Genomic DNA, 19,365 nt, shown 5'->3' with positions numbered 1-19,365 from the left:
AAAAATGAGTCATCAGACCGACAGCCGGGGCAGCGATCCGGCCACTTTATTGCTTCCGTTACGGGAAAAAATCGCCTATGGAATGGGCGACCTGGGTTCAAATATCTTGCTGGATATCGGCACACTTTACCTGCTGAAGTTCTATACCGACGTTTTAGGTCTGCCCGGCACTTACGGCGGCGTGATTTTCCTGATTGCCAAGTTTTTTACCGCGTTTACCGATATGGGCACAGGCATCATGCTCGATTCACGGCGCAAGATTGGGCCAAAAGGGAAATTCCGCCCGTTCGTGCTGTACGCGGCATTTCCCGTCACGTTACTGGCGATAGCTAACTTTGTCGGCACGGATTTCAGCATCACCGGCAAAACCGTAATGGCGACGGTGCTGTTCATGTTGTATGGCTTGTTCTTCAGCATGATGAACTGTTCTTACGGCGCGATGGTTCCGGCGATGACTAAAAACCCGAATGAACGTGCATCGCTGGCGGCGTGGCGACAAGGCGGTGCCACGCTCGGCCTGCTGCTGTGCACCGTCGGTTTTGTGCCGGTGATGAACATGGTCGATAACAATCCGCAACTGGGCTATATCGTGGCAGCGGCGTTGTTTAGCGCCTTCGGCTTGTTCTTTATGTGGTGGTGTTATTCCGGCGTGAGAGAGCGATATGTCGAAACCCAGCAGCCTGCACCTGGGCACAAGCCGGGTTTGTTGCAATCATTCAAAGCTATCGCCGGCAACCGCCCGCTGTTTATTCTTTGCATCGCCAATTTATGCACACTCGGCGCATTTAACGTCAAACTGGCGATTCAGGTTTATTACACGCAATACGTGCTCAATGATCCACTGCTGCTTTCATACATGGGCTTTTTCAGCATGGGCTGTATTTTCTTCGGCGTGTTTCTGATGCCTTCTGCCGTGCGCCGCTTCGGCAAGAAAAAGGTCTATATCGCCGGGCTGCTGATTTGGGTAGTGGGCGATTTGCTCAACTACACGATGGGCGATAGTTCGGTCAGCTTCGTGATGTTCTCGTGCCTGGCGTTCTTCGGCTCTGCGTTCGTCAACAGCCTGAACTGGGCGCTGGTTTCCGACACCGTGGAATACGGTGAATGGCGAACAGGCGTGCGCTCTGAAGGCACGGTCTATACCGGTTTCACCTTCTTCCGTAAGGTTTCGCAAGCATTGGCGGGCTTCTTCCCTGGTTTGATGCTGACGCAAATCGGCTATGTGCCAAACGTAGTGCAATCAGCCGGAACCGTTGAAGGGCTACGGCAGTTAATATTCATCTGGCCGAGCGCGCTGGCGGTGGTGACGATTATCGCGATGGGCGGCTTCTACAATCTGAATGAAAAAATGTACGTGCGGATTGTGGGTGAGATTGAAAGCCGCAAACGGGCTGCTGCACATTAATAAGGGTCGGCCATGAATGTATTAACGCTAAAACTCAGTTTGCGAGAAAAGTTCGCGTACGGCATGGGGGATTTTGGCTCAAACCTGATGCTGTGTATCGGTACGCTGTATCTGTTGAAGTTTTATACGGATGTGCTTGGTCTTCCGGCATTTTACGGCGGCGTTATCTTTCTGGTCGCCAAATTCTTCACCGCCTTTACCGATATCCTAACCGGCGTGTTGATTGATTCACGCCGGAATATCGGCCCTAAAGGGAAGTTTCGCCCTTTCATTTTTTATGCGGCAATGCCGGTGGCGCTGGTAGCAACAGCGCAATTTGTGGATACCGGTTTAACCCTGACGATGAAAACGGCGTTTTCGACAGTACTGTTTATGTTGTTCGGCCTGTTTTACAGCCTGATGAATTGCTCTTACGGCGCGATGGTTCCGGCGATAACTAAAAATCCGCATGAGCGCGCACAACTGGCGGCGTGGCGGCAAGGTGGTGCCACACTTGGGTTGCTGCTTTGTACTGTGGGATTTATACCGATTCAGGCGCTGTTTGTTGAGCGCCCATCGCTGGGTTATTTAGTTGCGGCAACACTCTTCGCGACCTGCGGGTTATTTTGCATGTGGTGGTGCCACAGCGGCGTCAAAGAGCGTTATGTGGAAGTGGTGCCGGAAAGCCATAAGCCGGCCATCGCTAAGTCGTTTCTCGCAATCTTTCGCAACCCGCCGTTGCTGGTGTTATGCATCGCCAATCTTTGCACGCTGGCAGCTTTTAACATCAAGCTGGCAATTCAGGTTTATTACACTCAGTACGTACTGAACGATATCCATCTGCTTTCCTGGATGGGTTTTTTCAGTATGGGCTGCATCCTGATTGGCGTGCTGATGGTGCCAGCGGCGGTGAAACGTTTCGGGAAAAAGCAGGTTTATCTGGGCGGATTGTTGTTATGGGCGGCGGGAGATTTGCTGAATTATGCCTGGGGAGACAGTTCGTTATCGTTCGTGCTGTTTTCCTGCATGGCGTTCTTTGGCACCGCGTTTGTCAACAGCCTGAACTGGGCATTGGTGCCGGATACTGTGGATTACGGTGAGTGGAAAACCGGCATTCGCGCCGAAGGCTCGGTTTATACCGGCTACACGTTTTCACGCAAAATTTCGGCAGCACTGGCGGGCTTTTTACCCGGCATTATGCTGACGCAAATCGGGTATATTCCCAACATCGCGCAGAGTGAAACCACGTTAAATGGCCTGCGCCAATTGATATTTATCTGGCCATGCAGCCTGGCGATTACCGCAGCGATGACCATGGGGCTGTTTTATAAATTAAATGAACAGCGGTTTATGCAAATAATCGCCGAATTAAACGAACGCAAGCAGGAGGCTTCCACTCCACAACTGTCAGTTGAAAATACCAAAGAAGCTTCCGCAACTTTATAAAAAACAACGATTAACCGGTGCGCTTAAAATGGATACCAATATCGTATTCGTTCAGGAGTACGATATTCGTTTTAGAAAGGTATAAATCAGAGCAAAAAAAAGCCCCGCCTAGACAGGCAGGGCTTCAATGCTTTGCAGGAAAGAAACTTACGCTTCTTTGCTACCACGACCCGCACGTTTGCGGTCGTTTTCAGTCAGGTGACGCTTACGAATACGTACGGAAGTCGGAGTAACTTCTACCAGTTCGTCATCATCGATGAATTCCAGAGCTTGCTCCAGGGACATCTTCTGTGCAGGAACCAAAGTAGTTGCTTCGTCAGTACCGGACGCACGCATGTTGGTCAGTTTCTTACCGGTCAGGCAGTTTACAGTCAGGTCGTTAGAACGACTGTGAATACCGATGATCTGGCCTTCATAAACTTCTGCACCGTGACCCAGGAACAGCTTACCGCGGTCCTGCAGGCTGAACAGCGCAAACGCTACTGCTTTACCCTGGCCGTTAGAGATCAGCACGCCGTTCTGGCGCTGGCCGATTTCGCCTGGTTTCACGTCGTCGTAGTGGCTGAATGTGGAGTACAGCAGACCAGTACCAGAAGTCATGGTCATGAACTCAGTACGGAAGCCGATCAGGCCACGTGCTGGGATCAGGTAATCCAGACGGATACGGCCTTTGCCGTCAGGGATCATGTCTTTGACATCGCCCTTACGCTCGCCCATCGCCTGCATTACAGAACCCTGGTGCTGTTCTTCGATATCCAGAGTCACGTTTTCGAACGGCTCTTGCATACGACCATCGATCAGACGGTTGATTACTTTCGGACGGGACACAGCCAGTTCGAAGCCTTCACGACGCATGTTTTCGATAAGTACAGACAGGTGCAGTTCGCCACGACCGGATACACGGAATGCATCCGCATCTTCGGTTTCTTCAACACGCAGTGCAACGTTGTGCACCAGCTCTTTGTTCAGGCGGTCAAGGATCTGACGAGAGGTAACGAATTTACCTTCTTTGCCACAGAACGGAGAGGTGTTGACGTTGAAGAACATGGTAACAGTTGGTTCATCAACAGACAGTGCTGGCAGCGCTTCAACATTTTGCGTATCGCAAAGGGTGTCGGAGATGTTCAGCTCGCCCAGACCGGTAATCGCGATGATGTCGCCTGCTTCGGCTTCGGTGGATTCAATACGCTCCAGACCGAGGTGAGTCAGTACTTTACCGACTTTACCGTTACGAGTTTTACCTTCGCTGTCGATGATAGTGATTTGCTGGTTAGGCTTCACTTTACCGCGTTTGATACGACCGATGCCGATAACACCAACATAGTTGTTGTAGTCGAGCTGGGAGATTTGCATCTGGAACGGACCATCAGAGTCAACGGATGGCGCTTTAACGTGGTCAACAATCGCCTGGTACAGCGGGGTCATGTCTTCCGCCATATCACCGTGATCGTTACCCGCGATACCCATCAATGCTGATGCATAGATGATTGGGAAATCGAGTTGCTCGTCGGTTGCGTCGAGGTTTACGAACAGGTCGAAGACCTGATCAACAACCCAGTCAGGACGCGCGCCAGGACGGTCAACTTTGTTAATTACAACAATTGGCTTCAAACCGTGGGCAAATGCCTTTTTGGTTACGAAGCGCGTCTGCGGCATTGGGCCATCCATTGCGTCAACGACCAGCAGAACGGAGTCTACCATGGACATTACACGTTCAACTTCACCACCGAAGTCGGCGTGCCCAGGGGTATCAACGATGTTGATACGGTAGTCATTCCATTTGATAGCGGTGTTTTTAGCGAGGATGGTAATCCCACGCTCTTTCTCCAAATCGTTGGAGTCCATCACGCGTTCGGTGGCTTCAGCACGTTCGTTACTGAAAGTACCAGATTGCTGCAGCAGCTTATCAACCAGGGTAGTTTTACCATGGTCAACGTGCGCGATGATGGCGATATTACGCAGATTTTCGATCACAACTTTGCCTCAGGCATTAGAAATAGCGCGTTATTGTACACGTATTAATCGAAGGACATAACAGGATCACAAAGAACTTTTACAAACAATGTAAAAAGTAAGGGTTTGTGATCGCTTTCACGGAGCAAAAAAGGGAGCTACAACGAAAATTGCACCAATATGGTGCTCAAATCTCAGACTGAAGCACTACATTGGTGCAAACTATCCATCGTGGTGCAGCCCTTTTGCACTATAGTGCGCATGATAGCGCCTTTTTGGGGTAATTTAAAAGTTGGCACAGATTTCGCTTTAATCATTTCAGGGCAACAAGCCAATTCAATGACCAAATCCGGGAGAGTTAAGTATGTCCGCTGAACACGTTTTGACGATGCTGAATGAACACGAAGTGAAGTTTGTAGATTTGCGCTTCACTGACACCAAAGGTAAAGAACAGCACGTCACTATCCCTGCTCATCAGGTTACTGCTGACTTCTTCGAAGAAGGCAAAATGTTTGATGGTTCTTCAATTGGTGGCTGGAAAGGCATCAACGAGTCCGACATGGTTCTGATGCCAGATGCGTCTACCGCTGTCATTGACCCATTCTTCGCTGATTCTACGCTGATCATTCGTTGCGACATTCTCGAGCCTGGCACCATGCAGGGTTATGACCGCGACCCACGCTCCATTTCTAAGCGTGCTGAAGACTACCTGCGTTCTACTGGCATCGCCGATACCGTACTGTTCGGGCCAGAACCAGAGTTCTTCCTGTTCGACGACGTTCGTTTCGGTAGCTCTATTTCCGGTTCTCACGTTGCTATCGATGATATCGAAGGCGCATGGAACAGCGGCACCAAATACGAAGGCGGCAACAAAGGCCACCGTCCTGCAGTTAAAGGCGGTTACTTCCCAGTTCCACCAGTTGACTCCGCTCAAGACCTGCGTTCTGCAATGTGTCTGACTATGGAGCAAATGGGCCTGGTTGTTGAAGCTCACCACCACGAAGTGGCAACTGCTGGTCAGAACGAAGTGGCTACCCGCTTCAACACCATGACTAAAAAAGCAGATGAAATTCAGATTTACAAATATGTGGTTCATAACGTTGCTCATGCATACGGTAAAACTGCGACCTTTATGCCAAAACCAATGTTTGGCGATAACGGTTCTGGTATGCACTGCCACATGTCCCTGGCTAAGAACGGTGTAAACCTGTTCGCTGGTGACAAATATGCAGGCCTGTCTGAGCAAGCGCTGTACTACATCGGTGGTGTTATCAAACACGCTAAAGCCATCAACGCCCTGGCTAACCCAACCACCAACTCCTACAAGCGTTTGGTCCCGGGTTATGAAGCTCCAGTCATGCTGGCTTACTCTGCCGCTAACCGTTCTGCTTCAATCCGTATCCCAGTAGTTGCGTCTCCGAAAGCACGTCGTATCGAAGTGCGCTTCCCGGACCCAGCAGCTAACCCGTACCTGTGCTTCGCGGCACTGCTGATGGCTGGTCTTGATGGTATCAAGAACAAAATCCATCCGGGCGAAGCAATGGACAAAAACCTGTACGACCTGCCGCCAGAAGAAGCGAAAGAGATCCCACAAGTTGCTGGCTCTCTGGAAGAAGCACTGAACTGCCTGAACGAAGACCGCGAGTTCCTGACTGCGGGCGGCGTGTTCACTGATGAAGCTATCGACGCTTATATCGCTCTGCGTATGGAAGAAAACGACCGTGTGCGCATGACTCCACACCCAGTCGAGTTCGAACTGTACTACAGCGTTTAATCACGTTGTAAATACCCAGAACTTTTAGCCCATCGTTGATGGGCTTTTTTCTCCACAAATAACCTGTTGCCGCAATATCTTTTGCCGACGGGAAACTATAATGCACCATTACAGTGCACATTATCGGAGACTGCTGTATGGCAACCGGCACACTGCCCGATGCTGGGCAGATCCTGAATTCTTTAATCAACAGTATTTTACTGGTGGATGACGAGCTGGCTGTGCATTACGCCAACCCAGCGGCACAGCAACTTTTGGCGCAAAGTTCGCGCAAGCTGTACGGCACTCCATTACCAGAACTGTTGAGTTACTTTTCGCTCAACGTTGGCTTGATGCAGGAAAGCCTGACCTCAGGCCAGGGGTTCACCGATAACGAAGTCACGCTGGTTATTGATAGCCGCTCCCACATTCTTTCCCTGACTGCACAACGTTTACCGGAAGGGTACATCCTGATGGAAATGGCGCCGATGGATAACCAACGTCGCTTGAGTCAGGAACAGTTGCAGCAGGCGCAACAAATAGCCGCCCGAGATTTAGTTCGTGGGCTGGCACATGAGATTAAAAATCCACTTGGTGGATTACGTGGAGCAGCCCAACTGCTGGCCAGAGCCTTACCAGACCCATCACTGACTGAATACACCAAGGTGATTATTGAGCAAGCTGATCGCTTACGGAATCTGGTAGATAGACTATTAGGCCCACAGCAGCCGGGAATGCACGTCACTGAAAGCATCCACAAAGTGACCGAGCGTGTGATGAAACTGGTGTCGATGGAATTACCAGCAAACGTAACGCTGGTCAGAGATTACGACCCAAGTTTGCCGGAACTGGCCCACGATCCCGACCAAATTGAACAGATTTTATTAAATATTGTTCGCAATGCCCTTCAGGCGCTTGGCAGCGACGGCGGTGAGATAGTGTTACGCACACGTACTGCATTCCAGCTTACGCTGCATGGCACGCGCTACCGTCTGGCGGCGCGTATTGATATTGAAGACAACGGTCCGGGCATTCCGGCCCATCTGCAGGACACACTATTCTACCCAATGGTGAGCGGACGTGAGGGAGGGACAGGTTTAGGTCTTTCCATAGCACGCAACTTGATAGATCAGCATTCGGGAAAAATCGAATTTAACAGTTGGCCAGGTCATACCGAGTTTTCGGTTTATCTGCCTATTCGTAAGTAGAGGTCTTTATGCAACGAGGCATAGTTTGGATCGTTGATGACGATAGCTCCATCCGTTGGGTGCTGGAACGTGCTCTGACCGGAGCGGGTTTAAGCTGCACCACCTTTGAGAGCGGCAGTGAAGTCCTTAATGCTCTTGCAACCAAGACCCCGGACGTTTTGTTATCTGACATTCGCATGCCCGGCATGGACGGCCTGGCGCTGCTTAAGCAAATTAAACAACGACACCCGATGCTACCGGTCATCATAATGACGGCTCACTCAGATCTTGAAGCCGCCGTGAGTGCCTACCAACAAGGCGCTTTTGATTACCTGCCAAAACCTTTTGATATTGACGAAGCGGTCGCACTGGTTGAACGCGCCATCAGCCATTATCTGGAACAACAGCAGCCGCGCAATGTACAGGTGAATGGACCGACCACCGATATTATCGGTGAAGCACCGGCTATGCAGGATGTGTTTCGCATTATTGGCCGTTTGTCCCGGTCATCAATAAGCGTGCTGATTAACGGTGAATCGGGTACCGGTAAAGAGTTGGTGGCTCACGCCTTACACCGCCACAGTCCACGGGTGAAATCTCCTTTTATTGCGCTGAACATGGCCGCAATTCCAAAGGATTTGATTGAGTCTGAGCTGTTTGGCCACGAGAAAGGCGCATTCACCGGTGCCAATCAAATTCGCCAGGGGCGTTTTGAGCAGTCTGATGGTGGCACGCTTTTCCTTGATGAAATCGGTGATATGCCGATGGATGTGCAAACTCGCTTGCTGCGTGTATTAGCCGATGGGCAGTTTTATCGCGTTGGCGGGTATGCGCCGGTGAAAGTCGACGTCCGTATTATTGCCGCCACTCACCAGAACCTTGAGTTGCGCGTGCAGGAAGGGAAATTCCGCGAGGATTTATTCCACCGTCTGAATGTGATTCGTGTGCATCTGCCACCGTTGCGTGAACGCCGCGAGGATATTCCGCGCCTGGCCCGCCATTTCTTACAAGTAGCGGCTCAGGAACTAGGCGTAGAAGCCAAGTTGTTGCATCCTGAAACTGAAAATGCTTTAACGCGCCTGGCCTGGCCGGGTAACGTGCGCCAACTGGAAAACACCTGCCGCTGGTTAACAGTGATGGCGGCAGGCCAGGAAGTGTTGATTCAGGATTTACCGGCAGAATTGTTCGAAACCACCATTCCCGATAGCCCGACGCATTCGCAATCGGACAACTGGGCAACACTTCTGGCTCAATGGGCCGACCGGGCATTACGTTCCGGTCATCAGAATTTACTTTCTGAGGCACAGCCAGAAATGGAGCGCACCTTGCTAACAACGGCGCTGCGTCATACGCAAGGCCACAAGCAGGAAGCCGCGAGATTACTCGGCTGGGGGCGAAATACCCTGACCCGTAAGCTCAAAGAGTTGGGGATGGAGTAACAAAAAGGCGGCTTTCAAGCCGCCTTTAGTTTTAGATGACACGCGAGAATTGTTGCATTCGCGCCTTCTGACGCAAGTAACTATCAAAACACATGCAGATATTACGGATTAGCAGTCTACCTTTTGCCGTTACCTGAATTTGTTTGCTGTCGATATCCACCAGCCCATCTTTCGCCAACGGTGCCAACAGTTTTAAATCCTCTGCGAAATACTCGGCAAAACTCAGATCACAAAGCTGCTCTATTTCGGCAAATTTAAGCTGGAAGTTGCAGATAAGCGCTTTGATAACGTCACGACGAATGCAGTCATCACGGGTGAGTGCCAGGCCGCGCCACAGCGCATCGCCTTGATTATCAACCTGCTGATAATAAGTCTTCAGCTCTTTCTGGTTTTGAGCGTAACAGTCGCCAATCATACTGATTGCAGAAACGCCCATCCCCAGCAAGTCGGTATCGCCCTGCGTGGTGTAGCCCTGGAAATTACGGTGCAGTTTGCCTTCGCGCTGCGCAATCGCCAGTTCGTCATCTGGCCGCGCAAAGTGGTCCATGCCAATAAACTGGTATCCGGCATTGGTCAGTGAGCTAATGGTTTCTTGCAGAATGTCGAGTTTTTGCTGAGCGCTGGGCAAATCAGCATCTTTAATTTTGCGCTGTGCGGCAAATAAAGTCGGCAAATGGGCGTAGTTAAAAACGCTCAGGCGGTGGGGACTGAGTTCTGCGACGCGTTTAAGCGTAAAAGCAAAGCTTTCTGGTGTCTGCTTTGGCAGACCGTAAATGAGGTCGATATTCGTCGAGGTGAAACCGAGTTCTCGCGCACGCTGAATCAACGCAAAGATGAACTCTTCGTCTTGCTCGCGGTTAACCAGGCGCTGCACTTCTTTGTTGAAATCCTGCACCCCCATGCTCAGGCGAGTAAAGCCTTCCTGACGCAGATGGTCGAGGACATCGAGTTCGATTTCACGCGGGTCGATTTCAATAGATAATTCGGCGTCTTCGTTGAAATTGAAATGACCACGCAGAAGCCCCATCAGACGGCTTATCTGCGCTTTACTGAGGTAAGTCGGTGTACCGCCGCCCCAATGCAATTGACTGACGTGACGGCCCTTAAAGAGCGGCGCACGGTGGGCAATCTCTTGTTCCAGCGCATCTAAATACTGATCGGCTTTGTGAGTCTGGCGGGTAACAATTTTATTGCAGCCGCAGAAATAGCAAAGCTTGTGGCAGAACGGGATATGGACATACAACGACAGCGGACGCTCAGGGTAACGAGCAACCGCTTCAAGAAACGCCGCCTCGCCGAAGTCTTCTGAAAACTCCAGCGCTGTGGGATAAGAAGTATAACGCGGCCCTGAATAATTATATTTCTGGATCAGGGCCAAATCCCAATCGATTAACTGCTCAGACATTCTCACTCCCTCCGGTGATGCCGCATTCGTTGACGGCGCAACGACTTTTGTAATCGCGACAGCCGCCGTAGTTTAACGAATAACCACAGCAGATAACACACCAGCGGAATAACCACGCAAAGAACAGGTAATCCCATTGAGGTAAACCGTTAGTCAGTGCCTTTAAGCAGGCGCATCAAATCATCGCCCTTCTCTTCTTCATCTTCGTCATCTTCATAAGAGATGCCGAGTTCTTCCATCAGTGCATCAATACGATCAAGCTTAGCGTTAACCCAAGCCTGCTCTTCTGCATTGAGAGTTTCACCTTCCTCAAGACGCTCTAACAGCGCATCCAGGCGCTCATCATTTTCCAGCAAATCCAGTTCAGCCTGTGGTGTAAGCATAGGTTTCTCAACTTTAGGTTTGTGCTGTTTTGGTTTCTTGACCTGGACTTCAGTTACGCCCAGAGCAACGGGTTTTTTACTGCCGATACGCGGATCTTTAGCCTGAGAGCTACCTGTTCCACTTTTAGCCTGAGTGCCGCCAGTTGCGCGACTCCCCGCAGCGTGTCCACTGTGCTTTTTATCGCGTTTACGGTCACGCGCTTCACGATCTAACTCTTCACGCGTTTTACGACGTGCTTTTGAAGGTTTGGAACCAGGTACTGCTGAGTTTTGTTGCTTCATAATAGGTTATCTTGAGCCATTTTTATTCAGTATAGAATTGCGGCGGAATCTAGCAGAAAGCAAGCAAAGAAAAAAGGCGGCAGGTTAACCTGTCGCCTTTTTCTTGTCTCTGGACCCTTCATAGGTCACACAATCCCTGTTTGCACTCGACGCCCTGTCTTTCCATTGCAAACAACTTCCGTGTAGTTCCTTGTCCTTTTAAAACGTCTCCTGACGTTGCCTCCTGGCATTTCCCTGGTTCTTCGTCATCATGACGCTCCTGAACCCTCATCCTGAGTTGCTATCCTTTCCGGCTCTCCTTTGCCTGTGCCGCTTACTTTACGCTTACCTATTGATTCTACAAGATGAGCATTTGAGTTAAGTCATTGCCATCACTCAGCACTTACATAATAACCATATGTTATATAAACACTTTTAATTATGTCTGCATCTCACAACACTGCGTTATCTGCCAGTATGAATGGTCAATGTCTTACAAGCCTCGGGCGGATTTCTGTAAGCCTGTCAGCCGCGCCGAGAAACACGGCGTTTTGCTCATGTTCAGGTATAATCCCCCACAATGCTCATCCTGAGGGAGACAACCGTTTTGAAAAACTGGAACTACCAACTGACCCACTTCGTGCTTAGCGCACCGGATATTCGCCATTTACCTTCTGATACCGGTATTGAGGTTGCTTTCGCAGGCCGCTCAAACGCAGGGAAATCCAGCGCGTTAAATACGCTGACAAATCAGAAAGCACTGGCTCGTACCAGTAAAACACCTGGCCGTACGCAGCTCATCAACTTGTTTGAAGTTGCTGAAGGCTTACGTGTGGTGGATTTACCGGGCTATGGCTACGCCGAAGTACCTGAAGAAGTAAAACTGAAATGGCAGCGCGCACTTGGCGAGTATCTGCAAAAGCGTAACAGCCTGAAAGGTTTAGTGGTGCTGATGGATATTCGTCATCCGCTGAAAGACCTCGATCAGCAAATGATTCACTGGGCTGTTGCCAGCGGCATTCCCGTGATGCTGCTGCTAACTAAAGCCGACAAACTGGCTTCTGGTGCGCGTAAAGCACAACTGAACATGGTGCGCGAAGCGGTTGTAGAGTTTAACGGTGATATTCAGGTTGAGGCGTTTTCCTCACTGAAAAAAATCGGCGTGGATGTGTTACGTCATAAGCTTGATGGTTGGTATAACGATATCCCACCAGCAATCGAAGAAGACAGCGTTGAAGAAGACGACGAAACGACTGGGGAATAAATAATGTATGGGGGAAACCCGTGCATTTCCTGACTCGCGCCCAATAAAAAACGCCCCAGTCATTACTGACTGGGGCGGCTAAAATATTCAGCCAAATCCGATTACGTGAAGTAAAAGGTCTGAAAGATAGAACATCTTACCTCTGTACCCTACGCAAATAACTCTACTCCTTTTTAATCGGTTGAAAAAGTATTTTTTGTAGTTTTTTTTCACCCTTTACACACCGATATTGAAGCGTCATCACAAAAAGCTATGAGTTATGTTGCTTAGTTACATAAATCACTTTAATTAGTGAGCTTCATCCCAGTTTACACCGCTTCCAACTTCCACCAGCAACGGCACATCAAGTTTCATGCTGCCTTCCATCAGCTCGTGAATTTTCTTCGATACGGCTTCCAGATCATCTTGATGCACTTCAAACACCAGTTCATCGTGTACTTGCATGATCATTTTCACACGCGGTTTTTCTGATTCAAGCCAGGCATCGACAGCAATCATGGCACGCTTGATAATATCGGCTGCCGTTCCCTGCATTGGGGCGTTGATAGCCGCACGTTCAGCACCTGCGCGACGAGCCGCATTGCTGGAATTGATATCAGGTAAATAAAGACGGCGGCCATCCAGCGTTTCGACATATCCCTGCTCTTTTGCCTGCTTGCGAGTACGCTCCATATATTCCAGAACACCCGGGTAGCGCTCGAAGTAGAGGTCCATGTATTTCTGCGACTCTTTTCGCGGAATATTGAGCTGGCGTGACAAACCAAACGCACTCATGCCGTAAATCAAACCGAAGTTGATCGCTTTCGCGCTGCGGCGTTGCTCGCCAGAAACATTATCCAACGGAATACCGAATACTTCCGCAGCCGTCGCGCGGTGAATATCTTTGCCTTCAGCAAACGCCGTCAGCAGCCCTTTATCGCGAGATAAATGCGCCATGATGCGCAGCTCAATTTGCGAGTAGTCAGCAGAAACAATCAGGTAATCTTTCGGCGCAATAAAGGCCTGACGAATACGACGACCTTCTTCATTACGCACTGGAATATTTTGCAGGTTTGGTTCGGTTGAAGATAAGCGCCCGGTTGCCGCAACAGCCTGATGATAAGAAGTGTGTACGCGCCCCGTTTTCGGGTTAATCATCAGCGGCAGCTTATCGGTATAAGTCGATTTCAGTTTTGCCAGACCACGATGCTCAAGAATAACTTTAGGCAATGGATAATCCAGAGCCAGCTCTTCCAGCACTTCTTCAGATGTGGACGGTGCGCCGCCTGGGGTTTTCTTCAGCGGCTTAATTCCCTGCTTTTCAAACAGAATGGTTTGCAGCTGCTTTGGAGAAGAGAGGTTAAACGGCTCACCCGCGATTTCGTGAGCGGTGATTTCCAGCTCAGCGAGGCGTTTTGTCAGTTGCTCAGAATGCGTATGCAACACAGCCGGATCGATCTTCACGCCATTACGTTCAATGCGTGAAAGCACAGGCACCAGCGGCATCTCAATATTTTTGAAGATACTTAATGGCCCTTCACGCTTTTCAAGCTGAGGCCACATTTTCAGGTGCAACTGCAAGGTCACGTCTGCATCTTCTGCGGCGTAACGCCCAGCCTGCTCGAGATCTATCTGGTTGAAGGTCAGCTGCTTTTTACCTTTACCAGCAATCTCTTCAAAAGTGATGGTTGTGTGCTTCAACCAGCGTGCGGAAAGGCTGTCCATATCATGGCGGCCTGCGACGCTATCAAGAATATAGGACTCAAGCATGGTATCGAACGCAATTCCGCGAAGTTCGATATCGTAGTTTTGCATGATGCCACGGTCAAACTTGAGGTTTTGCCCAACCTTAAGAATGCTTTCATCTTCAAGTAGCGGCTTCAACATCTCGAGTGCGCGTTCGCGAGGAATTTGCACAGGGGCATCTAAATAGTCATGCGCAACCGGTATATAGCACGCAACGCCCGGCTCCGTAGCAAATGAAAGACCGACCAGATTCGCGCTGATGTTGTCCAGACTGTCAGTTTCCGTGTCAAAGGCGATGACAGGTGCTTTCTTCAGGCGAGTAATCCATTCTTCAAGCACGCTTTCTTCAAGAATAGTGACGTAGTTTTCGTGAGAAAGGGCAATTGCTGGCTCTTCTGGTTCAGCTTCGGTTTCAATCTCAATGGTTTTTTTAGGCTGAGTAGCACTCTTCGCGCCCTTGGCCTGCAACCATTTGCCAGCTTCTACGTCGGTAATCCAGCGTTTGAATTCATATTGTTTGAACAGCTCAAGAAGCTCTTCGTCTGCAGGTTGCTGCACTTCTAATTGCTCGCAACCGAGTTCAAGCTCAACGTCCGTTTTAATGGTCGCCAGTTTATAGGAGAGGTAAGCAAGATCTTTGCTCTGTTCAAGCTTCGCCGCCATGGTTTTTGCACCACGGAAGGTTAATTCGGCGATTTTCTCTGGGTTGGCATACAGCGTATCCAGTCCACCTAAGCCTTGTAGCAGCGCCTGTGCTGTTTTCTCGCCAACGCCAGGCACTCCAGGGATGTTATCTGACGAGTCGCCCATCAATGCCAGGAAGTCGATGATGAGTTCTGGCGGCACGCCATATTTAGTGCGGACTTCATCCGGGCCAAGAATGGTATTGGTCATGGTATTGATAAGCGTAACGCCCGGTGTAACCAACTGCGCCATATCTTTATCGCCGGTACTAATCAACACCGGGCGACCAACACGCTCAGCTTCAAGCGCCAGTGTACCAATCACATCGTCCGCTTCCACGCCTGAAACCGCCAGGAGAGGCAAGCCCATGGCTTTAACCATCGCATGGAGAGGTTCTATTTGCGCACGCAGATCGTCGGGCATTGGCGGGCGATGAGATTTGTAATGCTCGAACAATTCGTCACGGAAGGTTTTGCCTTTAGCATCAAAAACCACTGCTGCGTGGGTCGGTTGATACTGCAACAACAGACTGCGCAGCATGTTCAGCACACCGTACATTGCCCCTGTTGGTTCACCTTTGCTATTGGTCAGCGGTGGAAAGGCATGATAAGCACGATAAAGGTAGGATGAGCCATCAACGAGGATAAGTGGGTTTTGCGCGATCTGAACCATAATGTTCCGTTCCGTGACTGGTTTTAGTTTATAGCTAAAGGATGCCATAGCCTGGCTGAAAACATGAACTTTTGAGGCAGATTAGGTGAAAAGTTTTGTTGATCTTCGAGATCGGCCTCAAGATCAATATTGTGGATAAGTTTGTGCATAATTCTTTAAGTATTTGATTATTTCTTTTACAGGAAACACTCACTCTCATAAATACTATTGTTTATCATTGCCTTATGAATTAACCACTCAAGTTACACGGCCTTCCATGGGTGATCCGTAAATGTGGATATAAAAAATAATTATGTTATAGAGCAATGATATCAAAAGCCCTATATGCACCATTGTGGTGACAATCGCATGTTCGGTTCCCATTATTATCGCTGGCATCATCAAACTCGTGTTACCCGGAGAATGTACAAAGCCCGTTCTATGACATGTTAAGTGGCAAGATGACTCGGATCGTGGTGAGAGTGTCGCTGGTGCCGATTCCAGAGGACCTGCATGGCGATTACATAAATGATAAGGGTTTTAAACGGCGTTTCCAGCAATGGCTGAATGCGTTATGGCATGACAAAGACGCGCTGCTGATTAGCATTAAACGATAAAAGAAAGCCGGTCAATCGACCGGCTTTTTTATTATTTTTTCTCGACCAGGAATTTGGCCACATCAGCATATTGCTGGACGAATACGTCCATGTTGCTGGTGTCCATTCCTTGCGGGTTCAATTGATATTTACCGTTCACGAAAATAGCTGGAACACCCTGCAATTGCAGATCTGCCGCAGCTTTCTCTTGTTGGGCAACCAATGATTTCACCACAAAGCTATTCCATGCTGCGTCATACTCTTCAGCTTTAACGCCTGCATCAATGAATACCTGGCGGATATCTGCAACGTTTTGAACAGTCTGTGTTTTTTGCACAGCTTCAAACATAGGAGCAGTGATTTTATCTTCCACACCCAGCGCCATTGCTACCGCCCACGCCTGAGTCAGGTCTTTGCCCAATGGGCCAAGGAACTCGACATGGTATTTAGTCATTTTGGTGCCTTCCGGCAGTTTTTTCTTCACGGTATCAGAAACATGAAGAACTTCTTCAAACTGATAGCAGTGCGGGCAATAGAAAGAGAAGAACTCCAGAACCTGCGGCTCTCCAGCGACGGGTTTTTCCAAAGTAACGAACTCTTTGCCATCTTTATACTGCGCTGCAGAAACGCTGAATGCCAGGATCATCCCCGCCAGCGCCAGCCAAATCTTTTTCATCATCAAATCTCTCCTGAATAAATACTGATTAATACATTGGCGTTAATGTTAATGGTGGTTCACGCAGAACCCGGACCTGCTCTGTAAAAGTCGCAATTTGTCTCCGCCAGTAATCTTCGTCGGTAATCCACGGAAAATTTCTGGGGAATGCGGGATCATCCCAGCGTCGAATTATCCACGCGAGATAATAGACCATACGCATGGCTCGTAAAGGTTCTATGAGCGTAATTTCGTCTGAATTAAATGGGGCAAACTCTTCATATGCCTCAACAATCATTTCCAACTGCATTCTCTGCTCGGCTTTATCGCCATTGAGCAGCATCCAGATATCCTGAATTGCGGGGCCATTACGGGCATCATCGAGATCGACGAACAAAGGACCATCGCGCCAGAGAATATTCCCCGGGTGGCAGTCTCCATGCAGTCGTAGTGACTCAAAATCAGCATGCCAGTGAAGTTTCACTTCTTCTATAAGTGCATCTGTTGCTTTTAAGAAGCGCTGTTTCAGAGCAGATGGAATGAGATGCGTGTGCTCAAACAGTTCACGCGGCTCAAATAAATATTCACTCAAGCCCATATCAGGACGAGCAGAAAATTGCTTGCGGCGCCCCGTTTGATGGATGCGGCCAAGATAGCGTCCCACCCATTCCATTTGATCCAGGCTATCTGTTTCGTACTGTCTTCCGCCTAAACTTGGAAACACCGCGTACACAAAGCCTTGATGGCGCAGCAATGTATTGCCGTTAAACTTCAATGGTGCGGCGACAGGAACTTCATCAGCCAGCAACTCAAGGGCAAACTGATGTTCTTCTTGTATTTGTTCAGGAGACCAGCGATGAGGACGATAAAATTTCACCACATAACGTTTTCGATCCTCGTCCTGAAACTGATAGACGCGGTTCTCAAAACTATTTAATGCAGTCAAGCCGGAATCCACCCGTATACCCTGGTCAAAAAGGGCATCCATGATGGTATCCGGATGTAGTGTCTGAAAATTGAAAGCGCTGTCTGTCATCCACGCAACCGACTGTAAATGCGAATAGTTGAGGATAACATTTCGTAGCCGTTAAAGTGGACTGGCTTACAAGCTTTTACTCTTTAATTACGCCACGAGCGCGCAATAATGCGGTCTTAAAATCTTCTTCGTAGTCTTTCTGAATGCCAGGAATAACAGCATCTTTCGCGGAGTCACGCATTTTCAGATGATAAATAAGCACGTCATCGGTCAGATCGGTTAATTCACCGGTATAACCTGACTCTTTACTGAGTTTCTGTAAAAATTGAATCAAATTGAGATCAGGCTCTTTCTGCCATGCGGGCTGAAGTAGCTCGAGCAGTTCGTTAAGACGTTTGCATTTCATTATTGTGCTCCTTTCACATGCGAGGGGTACACGTTAGCAGGCTCAAACCCACATTAAAAGAGGCGATATTGGTGAGGTGTTTAACGGAAGTTACTGGTGTGGTTTTGGCCGGTGGGCGATCAACTCGAATGGGCGGCCAGGATAAAGGGCTCATCGAATTAAATGGACTACCGCTGTTTGAACACGTCATCAGAAAGCTGGCACCGCAGGTCAACGACGTGGTGATTAGCGCCAACAGAAATAGAGCAAAATATCAGTCTGTTGGGTTAACCGTTCTCAGCGATACATTGCCCGATTACCCTGGACCGCTTGCTGGAATGTTGTCACTAATTAAGCAGTTACACAGTGAGTGGTTTTTGTTTTGCCCATGCGATACACCCAATATACCCGAAGATTTAGCCTCCAGGCTTTGGGAGCAAAAAGGGGATGCTTCTGCCCTTTGGGTAAACGATGGTGAGCGAGATCATCCCACTATTGCCCTCCTGCACAAGAAACTCACTGCTCCGCTGGAAATCTATCTGGCGTCAGGTGAACGGCGAGTCATGGTTTTTCTGCGAGAGGTGGGCGGACACGCCGTATTATTTCCGAATCAGAAGCAAAATTTCGTCAACATTAATTCACCAGAAGATCTCGCACAATGGGAAAACAAATAATGGTGCCTCTACTCGCTTTTGCCGCCTGGAGCGGTACAGGCAAAACAACACTTCTTAAGCAATTGATTCCCCAGCTTAATGAACGAGGGATTCGCCCAGGTCTGATCAAACATACCCATCATGATGTCGATATCGATACACCCGGAAAAGACAGTTATGAATTGCGAAAAGCCGGTGCCGCACAAACAATCGTCGCCAATAATAATAGATGGGCATTAATGACCGAAACTCCTGCGCAAGAAGAGCTGGATCTGCACTGGCTAGCCAGTCGAATGGATCCAACTTCATTGGATTTGATATTAGTTGAGGGATTTAAGCATGAAGCGATTCCAAAAATTCTGCTTTACAGGGATGGGCTAAAGCACAGCATAGCTGAGCTTGTTGTCGATAACCAAGTGATTGCCATTGCTAGTGACGTGCAGCTTCCTGATGTGCAGATTCCAGTTCTGGATATCAATTCACCCTTTCAGATTGCTGATTTTATTGCGGATTGGATTAAGAAGTGAAATTAGCCTGCCTTGTTGCGGGCATTTTTATGTATAAA

Annotated in this window: 16 protein-coding genes and 1 pseudogene; 9 read left to right on the top strand and 8 right to left on the bottom strand. The window is 49.1% G+C overall.

Annotated elements, in window-relative coordinates:
• The first annotated feature begins 4 nt into the window (after positions 1 to 4).
• Both GBAG_RS20700 and GBAG_RS20695 read left to right on the top strand, forming a co-directional pair.
• Complete coding sequence (locus GBAG_RS20700; RefSeq protein ID WP_034499947.1) at positions 5 to 1,405, top strand: MFS transporter; 1,401 nt, start codon at positions 5 to 7, stop codon at positions 1,403 to 1,405.
• A gap of 12 nt (positions 1,406 to 1,417) precedes the next feature.
• Positions 1,418 to 2,830: an MFS transporter gene (locus tag GBAG_RS20695; protein WP_034499944.1), complete on the top strand. Its 1,413-nt coding sequence runs from the start codon at positions 1,418 to 1,420 to the stop codon at positions 2,828 to 2,830.
• A 147-nt stretch (positions 2,831 to 2,977) separates the two neighbouring features.
• Here the strand turns inward: GBAG_RS20695 and typA are convergent, their stop codons facing one another.
• On the bottom strand, positions 2,978 to 4,804 hold the full coding sequence (gene typA / locus GBAG_RS20690) for a ribosome-dependent GTPase TypA (RefSeq protein ID WP_034499943.1): 1,827 nt from the start codon (positions 4,802 to 4,804) through the stop codon (positions 2,978 to 2,980).
• A 343-nt stretch (positions 4,805 to 5,147) separates the two neighbouring features.
• On the opposite strand from typA, the gene glnA reads away from it, so the two are divergent.
• The 3 genes from glnA to glnG all read left to right on the top strand — a co-directional run bounded on the left by glnA (position 5,148) and on the right by glnG (position 9,162).
• Positions 5,148 to 6,557 carry a glutamate--ammonia ligase gene (gene glnA / locus GBAG_RS20685; RefSeq protein ID WP_034499942.1) on the top strand — a complete coding sequence of 470 codons (1,410 nt, stop codon included), beginning with the start codon at positions 5,148 to 5,150 and terminating at the stop codon, positions 6,555 to 6,557.
• Between the two features lie 137 nt (positions 6,558 to 6,694).
• A complete protein-coding gene (glnL, locus tag GBAG_RS20680; RefSeq protein WP_034499941.1) occupies positions 6,695 to 7,744 on the top strand; it encodes a nitrogen regulation protein NR(II) in 1,050 nt (349 codons plus the stop codon).
• An 8-nt stretch (positions 7,745 to 7,752) separates the two neighbouring features.
• A complete protein-coding gene (gene glnG / locus GBAG_RS20675) occupies positions 7,753 to 9,162 on the top strand; it encodes a nitrogen regulation protein NR(I) (protein ID WP_034499940.1) in 1,410 nt (469 codons plus the stop codon).
• Between the two features lie 31 nt (positions 9,163 to 9,193).
• Here glnG and hemN read toward each other — a convergent pair whose 3' ends face one another.
• On the bottom strand, positions 9,194 to 10,567 hold the full coding sequence (hemN, locus tag GBAG_RS20670; RefSeq protein ID WP_034499938.1) for an oxygen-independent coproporphyrinogen III oxidase: 1,374 nt from the start codon (positions 10,565 to 10,567) through the stop codon (positions 9,194 to 9,196).
• A 149-nt stretch (positions 10,568 to 10,716) separates the two neighbouring features.
• Positions 10,717 to 11,232, bottom strand: coding sequence for a Der GTPase-activating protein YihI (gene yihI, locus GBAG_RS20665; protein ID WP_034499937.1), 516 nt, complete (start codon positions 11,230 to 11,232; stop codon positions 10,717 to 10,719).
• Positions 11,233 to 11,818: 586 nt separating this feature from the next.
• Here yihI and yihA point away from each other — a divergent pair.
• Positions 11,819 to 12,475 carry a ribosome biogenesis GTP-binding protein YihA/YsxC gene (gene yihA / locus GBAG_RS20660; protein ID WP_034500102.1) on the top strand — a complete coding sequence of 219 codons (657 nt, stop codon included), beginning with the start codon at positions 11,819 to 11,821 and terminating at the stop codon, positions 12,473 to 12,475.
• Positions 12,476 to 12,562: 87 nt separating this feature from the next.
• Here yihA and spfP read toward each other — a convergent pair whose 3' ends face one another.
• Together spfP and polA are read right to left on the bottom strand one after the other, a co-directional pair.
• Positions 12,563 to 12,610: a small protein SpfP gene (gene spfP / locus GBAG_RS23320; RefSeq protein WP_071892919.1), complete on the bottom strand. Its 48-nt coding sequence runs from the start codon at positions 12,608 to 12,610 to the stop codon at positions 12,563 to 12,565.
• 153 nt (positions 12,611 to 12,763) lie between these two features.
• On the bottom strand, positions 12,764 to 15,556 hold the full coding sequence (gene polA / locus GBAG_RS20655; protein ID WP_034499935.1) for a DNA polymerase I: 2,793 nt from the start codon (positions 15,554 to 15,556) through the stop codon (positions 12,764 to 12,766).
• 389 nt (positions 15,557 to 15,945) lie between these two features.
• Between polA and GBAG_RS22425 the strand changes: the two are divergent.
• A pseudogene (locus GBAG_RS22425) lies at positions 15,946 to 16,152 on the top strand (acyltransferase); the annotation flags it as partial.
• A 31-nt stretch (positions 16,153 to 16,183) separates the two neighbouring features.
• Here GBAG_RS22425 and dsbA read toward each other — a convergent pair.
• The 3 genes from dsbA to GBAG_RS20640 all read right to left on the bottom strand — a co-directional run bounded on the left by dsbA (position 16,184) and on the right by GBAG_RS20640 (position 18,168).
• Positions 16,184 to 16,807, bottom strand: coding sequence for a thiol:disulfide interchange protein DsbA (gene dsbA, locus GBAG_RS20650; RefSeq protein WP_034500101.1), 624 nt, complete (start codon positions 16,805 to 16,807; stop codon positions 16,184 to 16,186).
• Between the two features lie 28 nt (positions 16,808 to 16,835).
• On the bottom strand, positions 16,836 to 17,822 hold the full coding sequence (locus tag GBAG_RS20645) for a serine/threonine protein kinase (RefSeq protein ID WP_034499933.1): 987 nt from the start codon (positions 17,820 to 17,822) through the stop codon (positions 16,836 to 16,838).
• A 76-nt stretch (positions 17,823 to 17,898) separates the two neighbouring features.
• Positions 17,899 to 18,168: a YihD family protein gene (locus tag GBAG_RS20640; RefSeq protein ID WP_034499931.1), complete on the bottom strand. Its 270-nt coding sequence runs from the start codon at positions 18,166 to 18,168 to the stop codon at positions 17,899 to 17,901.
• Between the two features lie 71 nt (positions 18,169 to 18,239).
• On the opposite strand from GBAG_RS20640, the gene mobA reads away from it, so the two are divergent.
• Complete coding sequence (mobA, locus tag GBAG_RS20635) at positions 18,240 to 18,821, top strand: molybdenum cofactor guanylyltransferase MobA (RefSeq protein ID WP_034500099.1); 582 nt, start codon at positions 18,240 to 18,242, stop codon at positions 18,819 to 18,821.
• Complete coding sequence (mobB, locus tag GBAG_RS20630) at positions 18,806 to 19,327, top strand: molybdopterin-guanine dinucleotide biosynthesis protein MobB (protein ID WP_034499929.1); 522 nt, start codon at positions 18,806 to 18,808, stop codon at positions 19,325 to 19,327. Before mobA ends, mobB begins: the two co-directional genes overlap by 16 nt.
• The last annotated feature ends 38 nt before the right edge of the window (positions 19,328 to 19,365 follow it).

It is taken from the genome of Buttiauxella agrestis ATCC 33320 (genome assembly GCF_000735355.1).
In the GTDB taxonomy this organism is placed as follows: domain Bacteria; phylum Pseudomonadota; class Gammaproteobacteria; order Enterobacterales; family Enterobacteriaceae; genus Buttiauxella; species Buttiauxella agrestis.
The sequence above is the reverse complement of the archived record's forward strand: the minus strand, read 5'-3'. Positions and strand labels throughout refer to the sequence as shown.

Coding starts and splice junctions, on each gene's coding strand:
- mobB (WP_034499929.1), top strand. CDS start 18,806: ATGGGAAAACAAATAATGGTGCCTCTACTCGCTTTTGCCGCCTGGAGC.
- glnA (WP_034499942.1), top strand. CDS start 5,148: ATGTCCGCTGAACACGTTTTGACGATGCTGAATGAACACGAAGTGAAG.
- glnG (WP_034499940.1), top strand. CDS start 7,753: ATGCAACGAGGCATAGTTTGGATCGTTGATGACGATAGCTCCATCCGT.
- glnL (WP_034499941.1), top strand. CDS start 6,695: ATGGCAACCGGCACACTGCCCGATGCTGGGCAGATCCTGAATTCTTTA.
- GBAG_RS20640 (WP_034499931.1), bottom strand. CDS start 18,168: ATGAAATGCAAACGTCTTAACGAACTGCTCGAGCTACTTCAGCCCGCA.
- yihI (WP_034499937.1), bottom strand. CDS start 11,232: ATGAAGCAACAAAACTCAGCAGTACCTGGTTCCAAACCTTCAAAAGCA.
- GBAG_RS20645 (WP_034499933.1), bottom strand. CDS start 17,822: ATGACAGACAGCGCTTTCAATTTTCAGACACTACATCCGGATACCATC.
- dsbA (WP_034500101.1), bottom strand. CDS start 16,807: ATGAAAAAGATTTGGCTGGCGCTGGCGGGGATGATCCTGGCATTCAGC.
- GBAG_RS20695 (WP_034499944.1), top strand. CDS start 1,418: ATGAATGTATTAACGCTAAAACTCAGTTTGCGAGAAAAGTTCGCGTAC.
- GBAG_RS20700 (WP_034499947.1), top strand. CDS start 5: ATGAGTCATCAGACCGACAGCCGGGGCAGCGATCCGGCCACTTTATTG.
- hemN (WP_034499938.1), bottom strand. CDS start 10,567: ATGTCTGAGCAGTTAATCGATTGGGATTTGGCCCTGATCCAGAAATAT.
- polA (WP_034499935.1), bottom strand. CDS start 15,556: ATGGTTCAGATCGCGCAAAACCCACTTATCCTCGTTGATGGCTCATCC.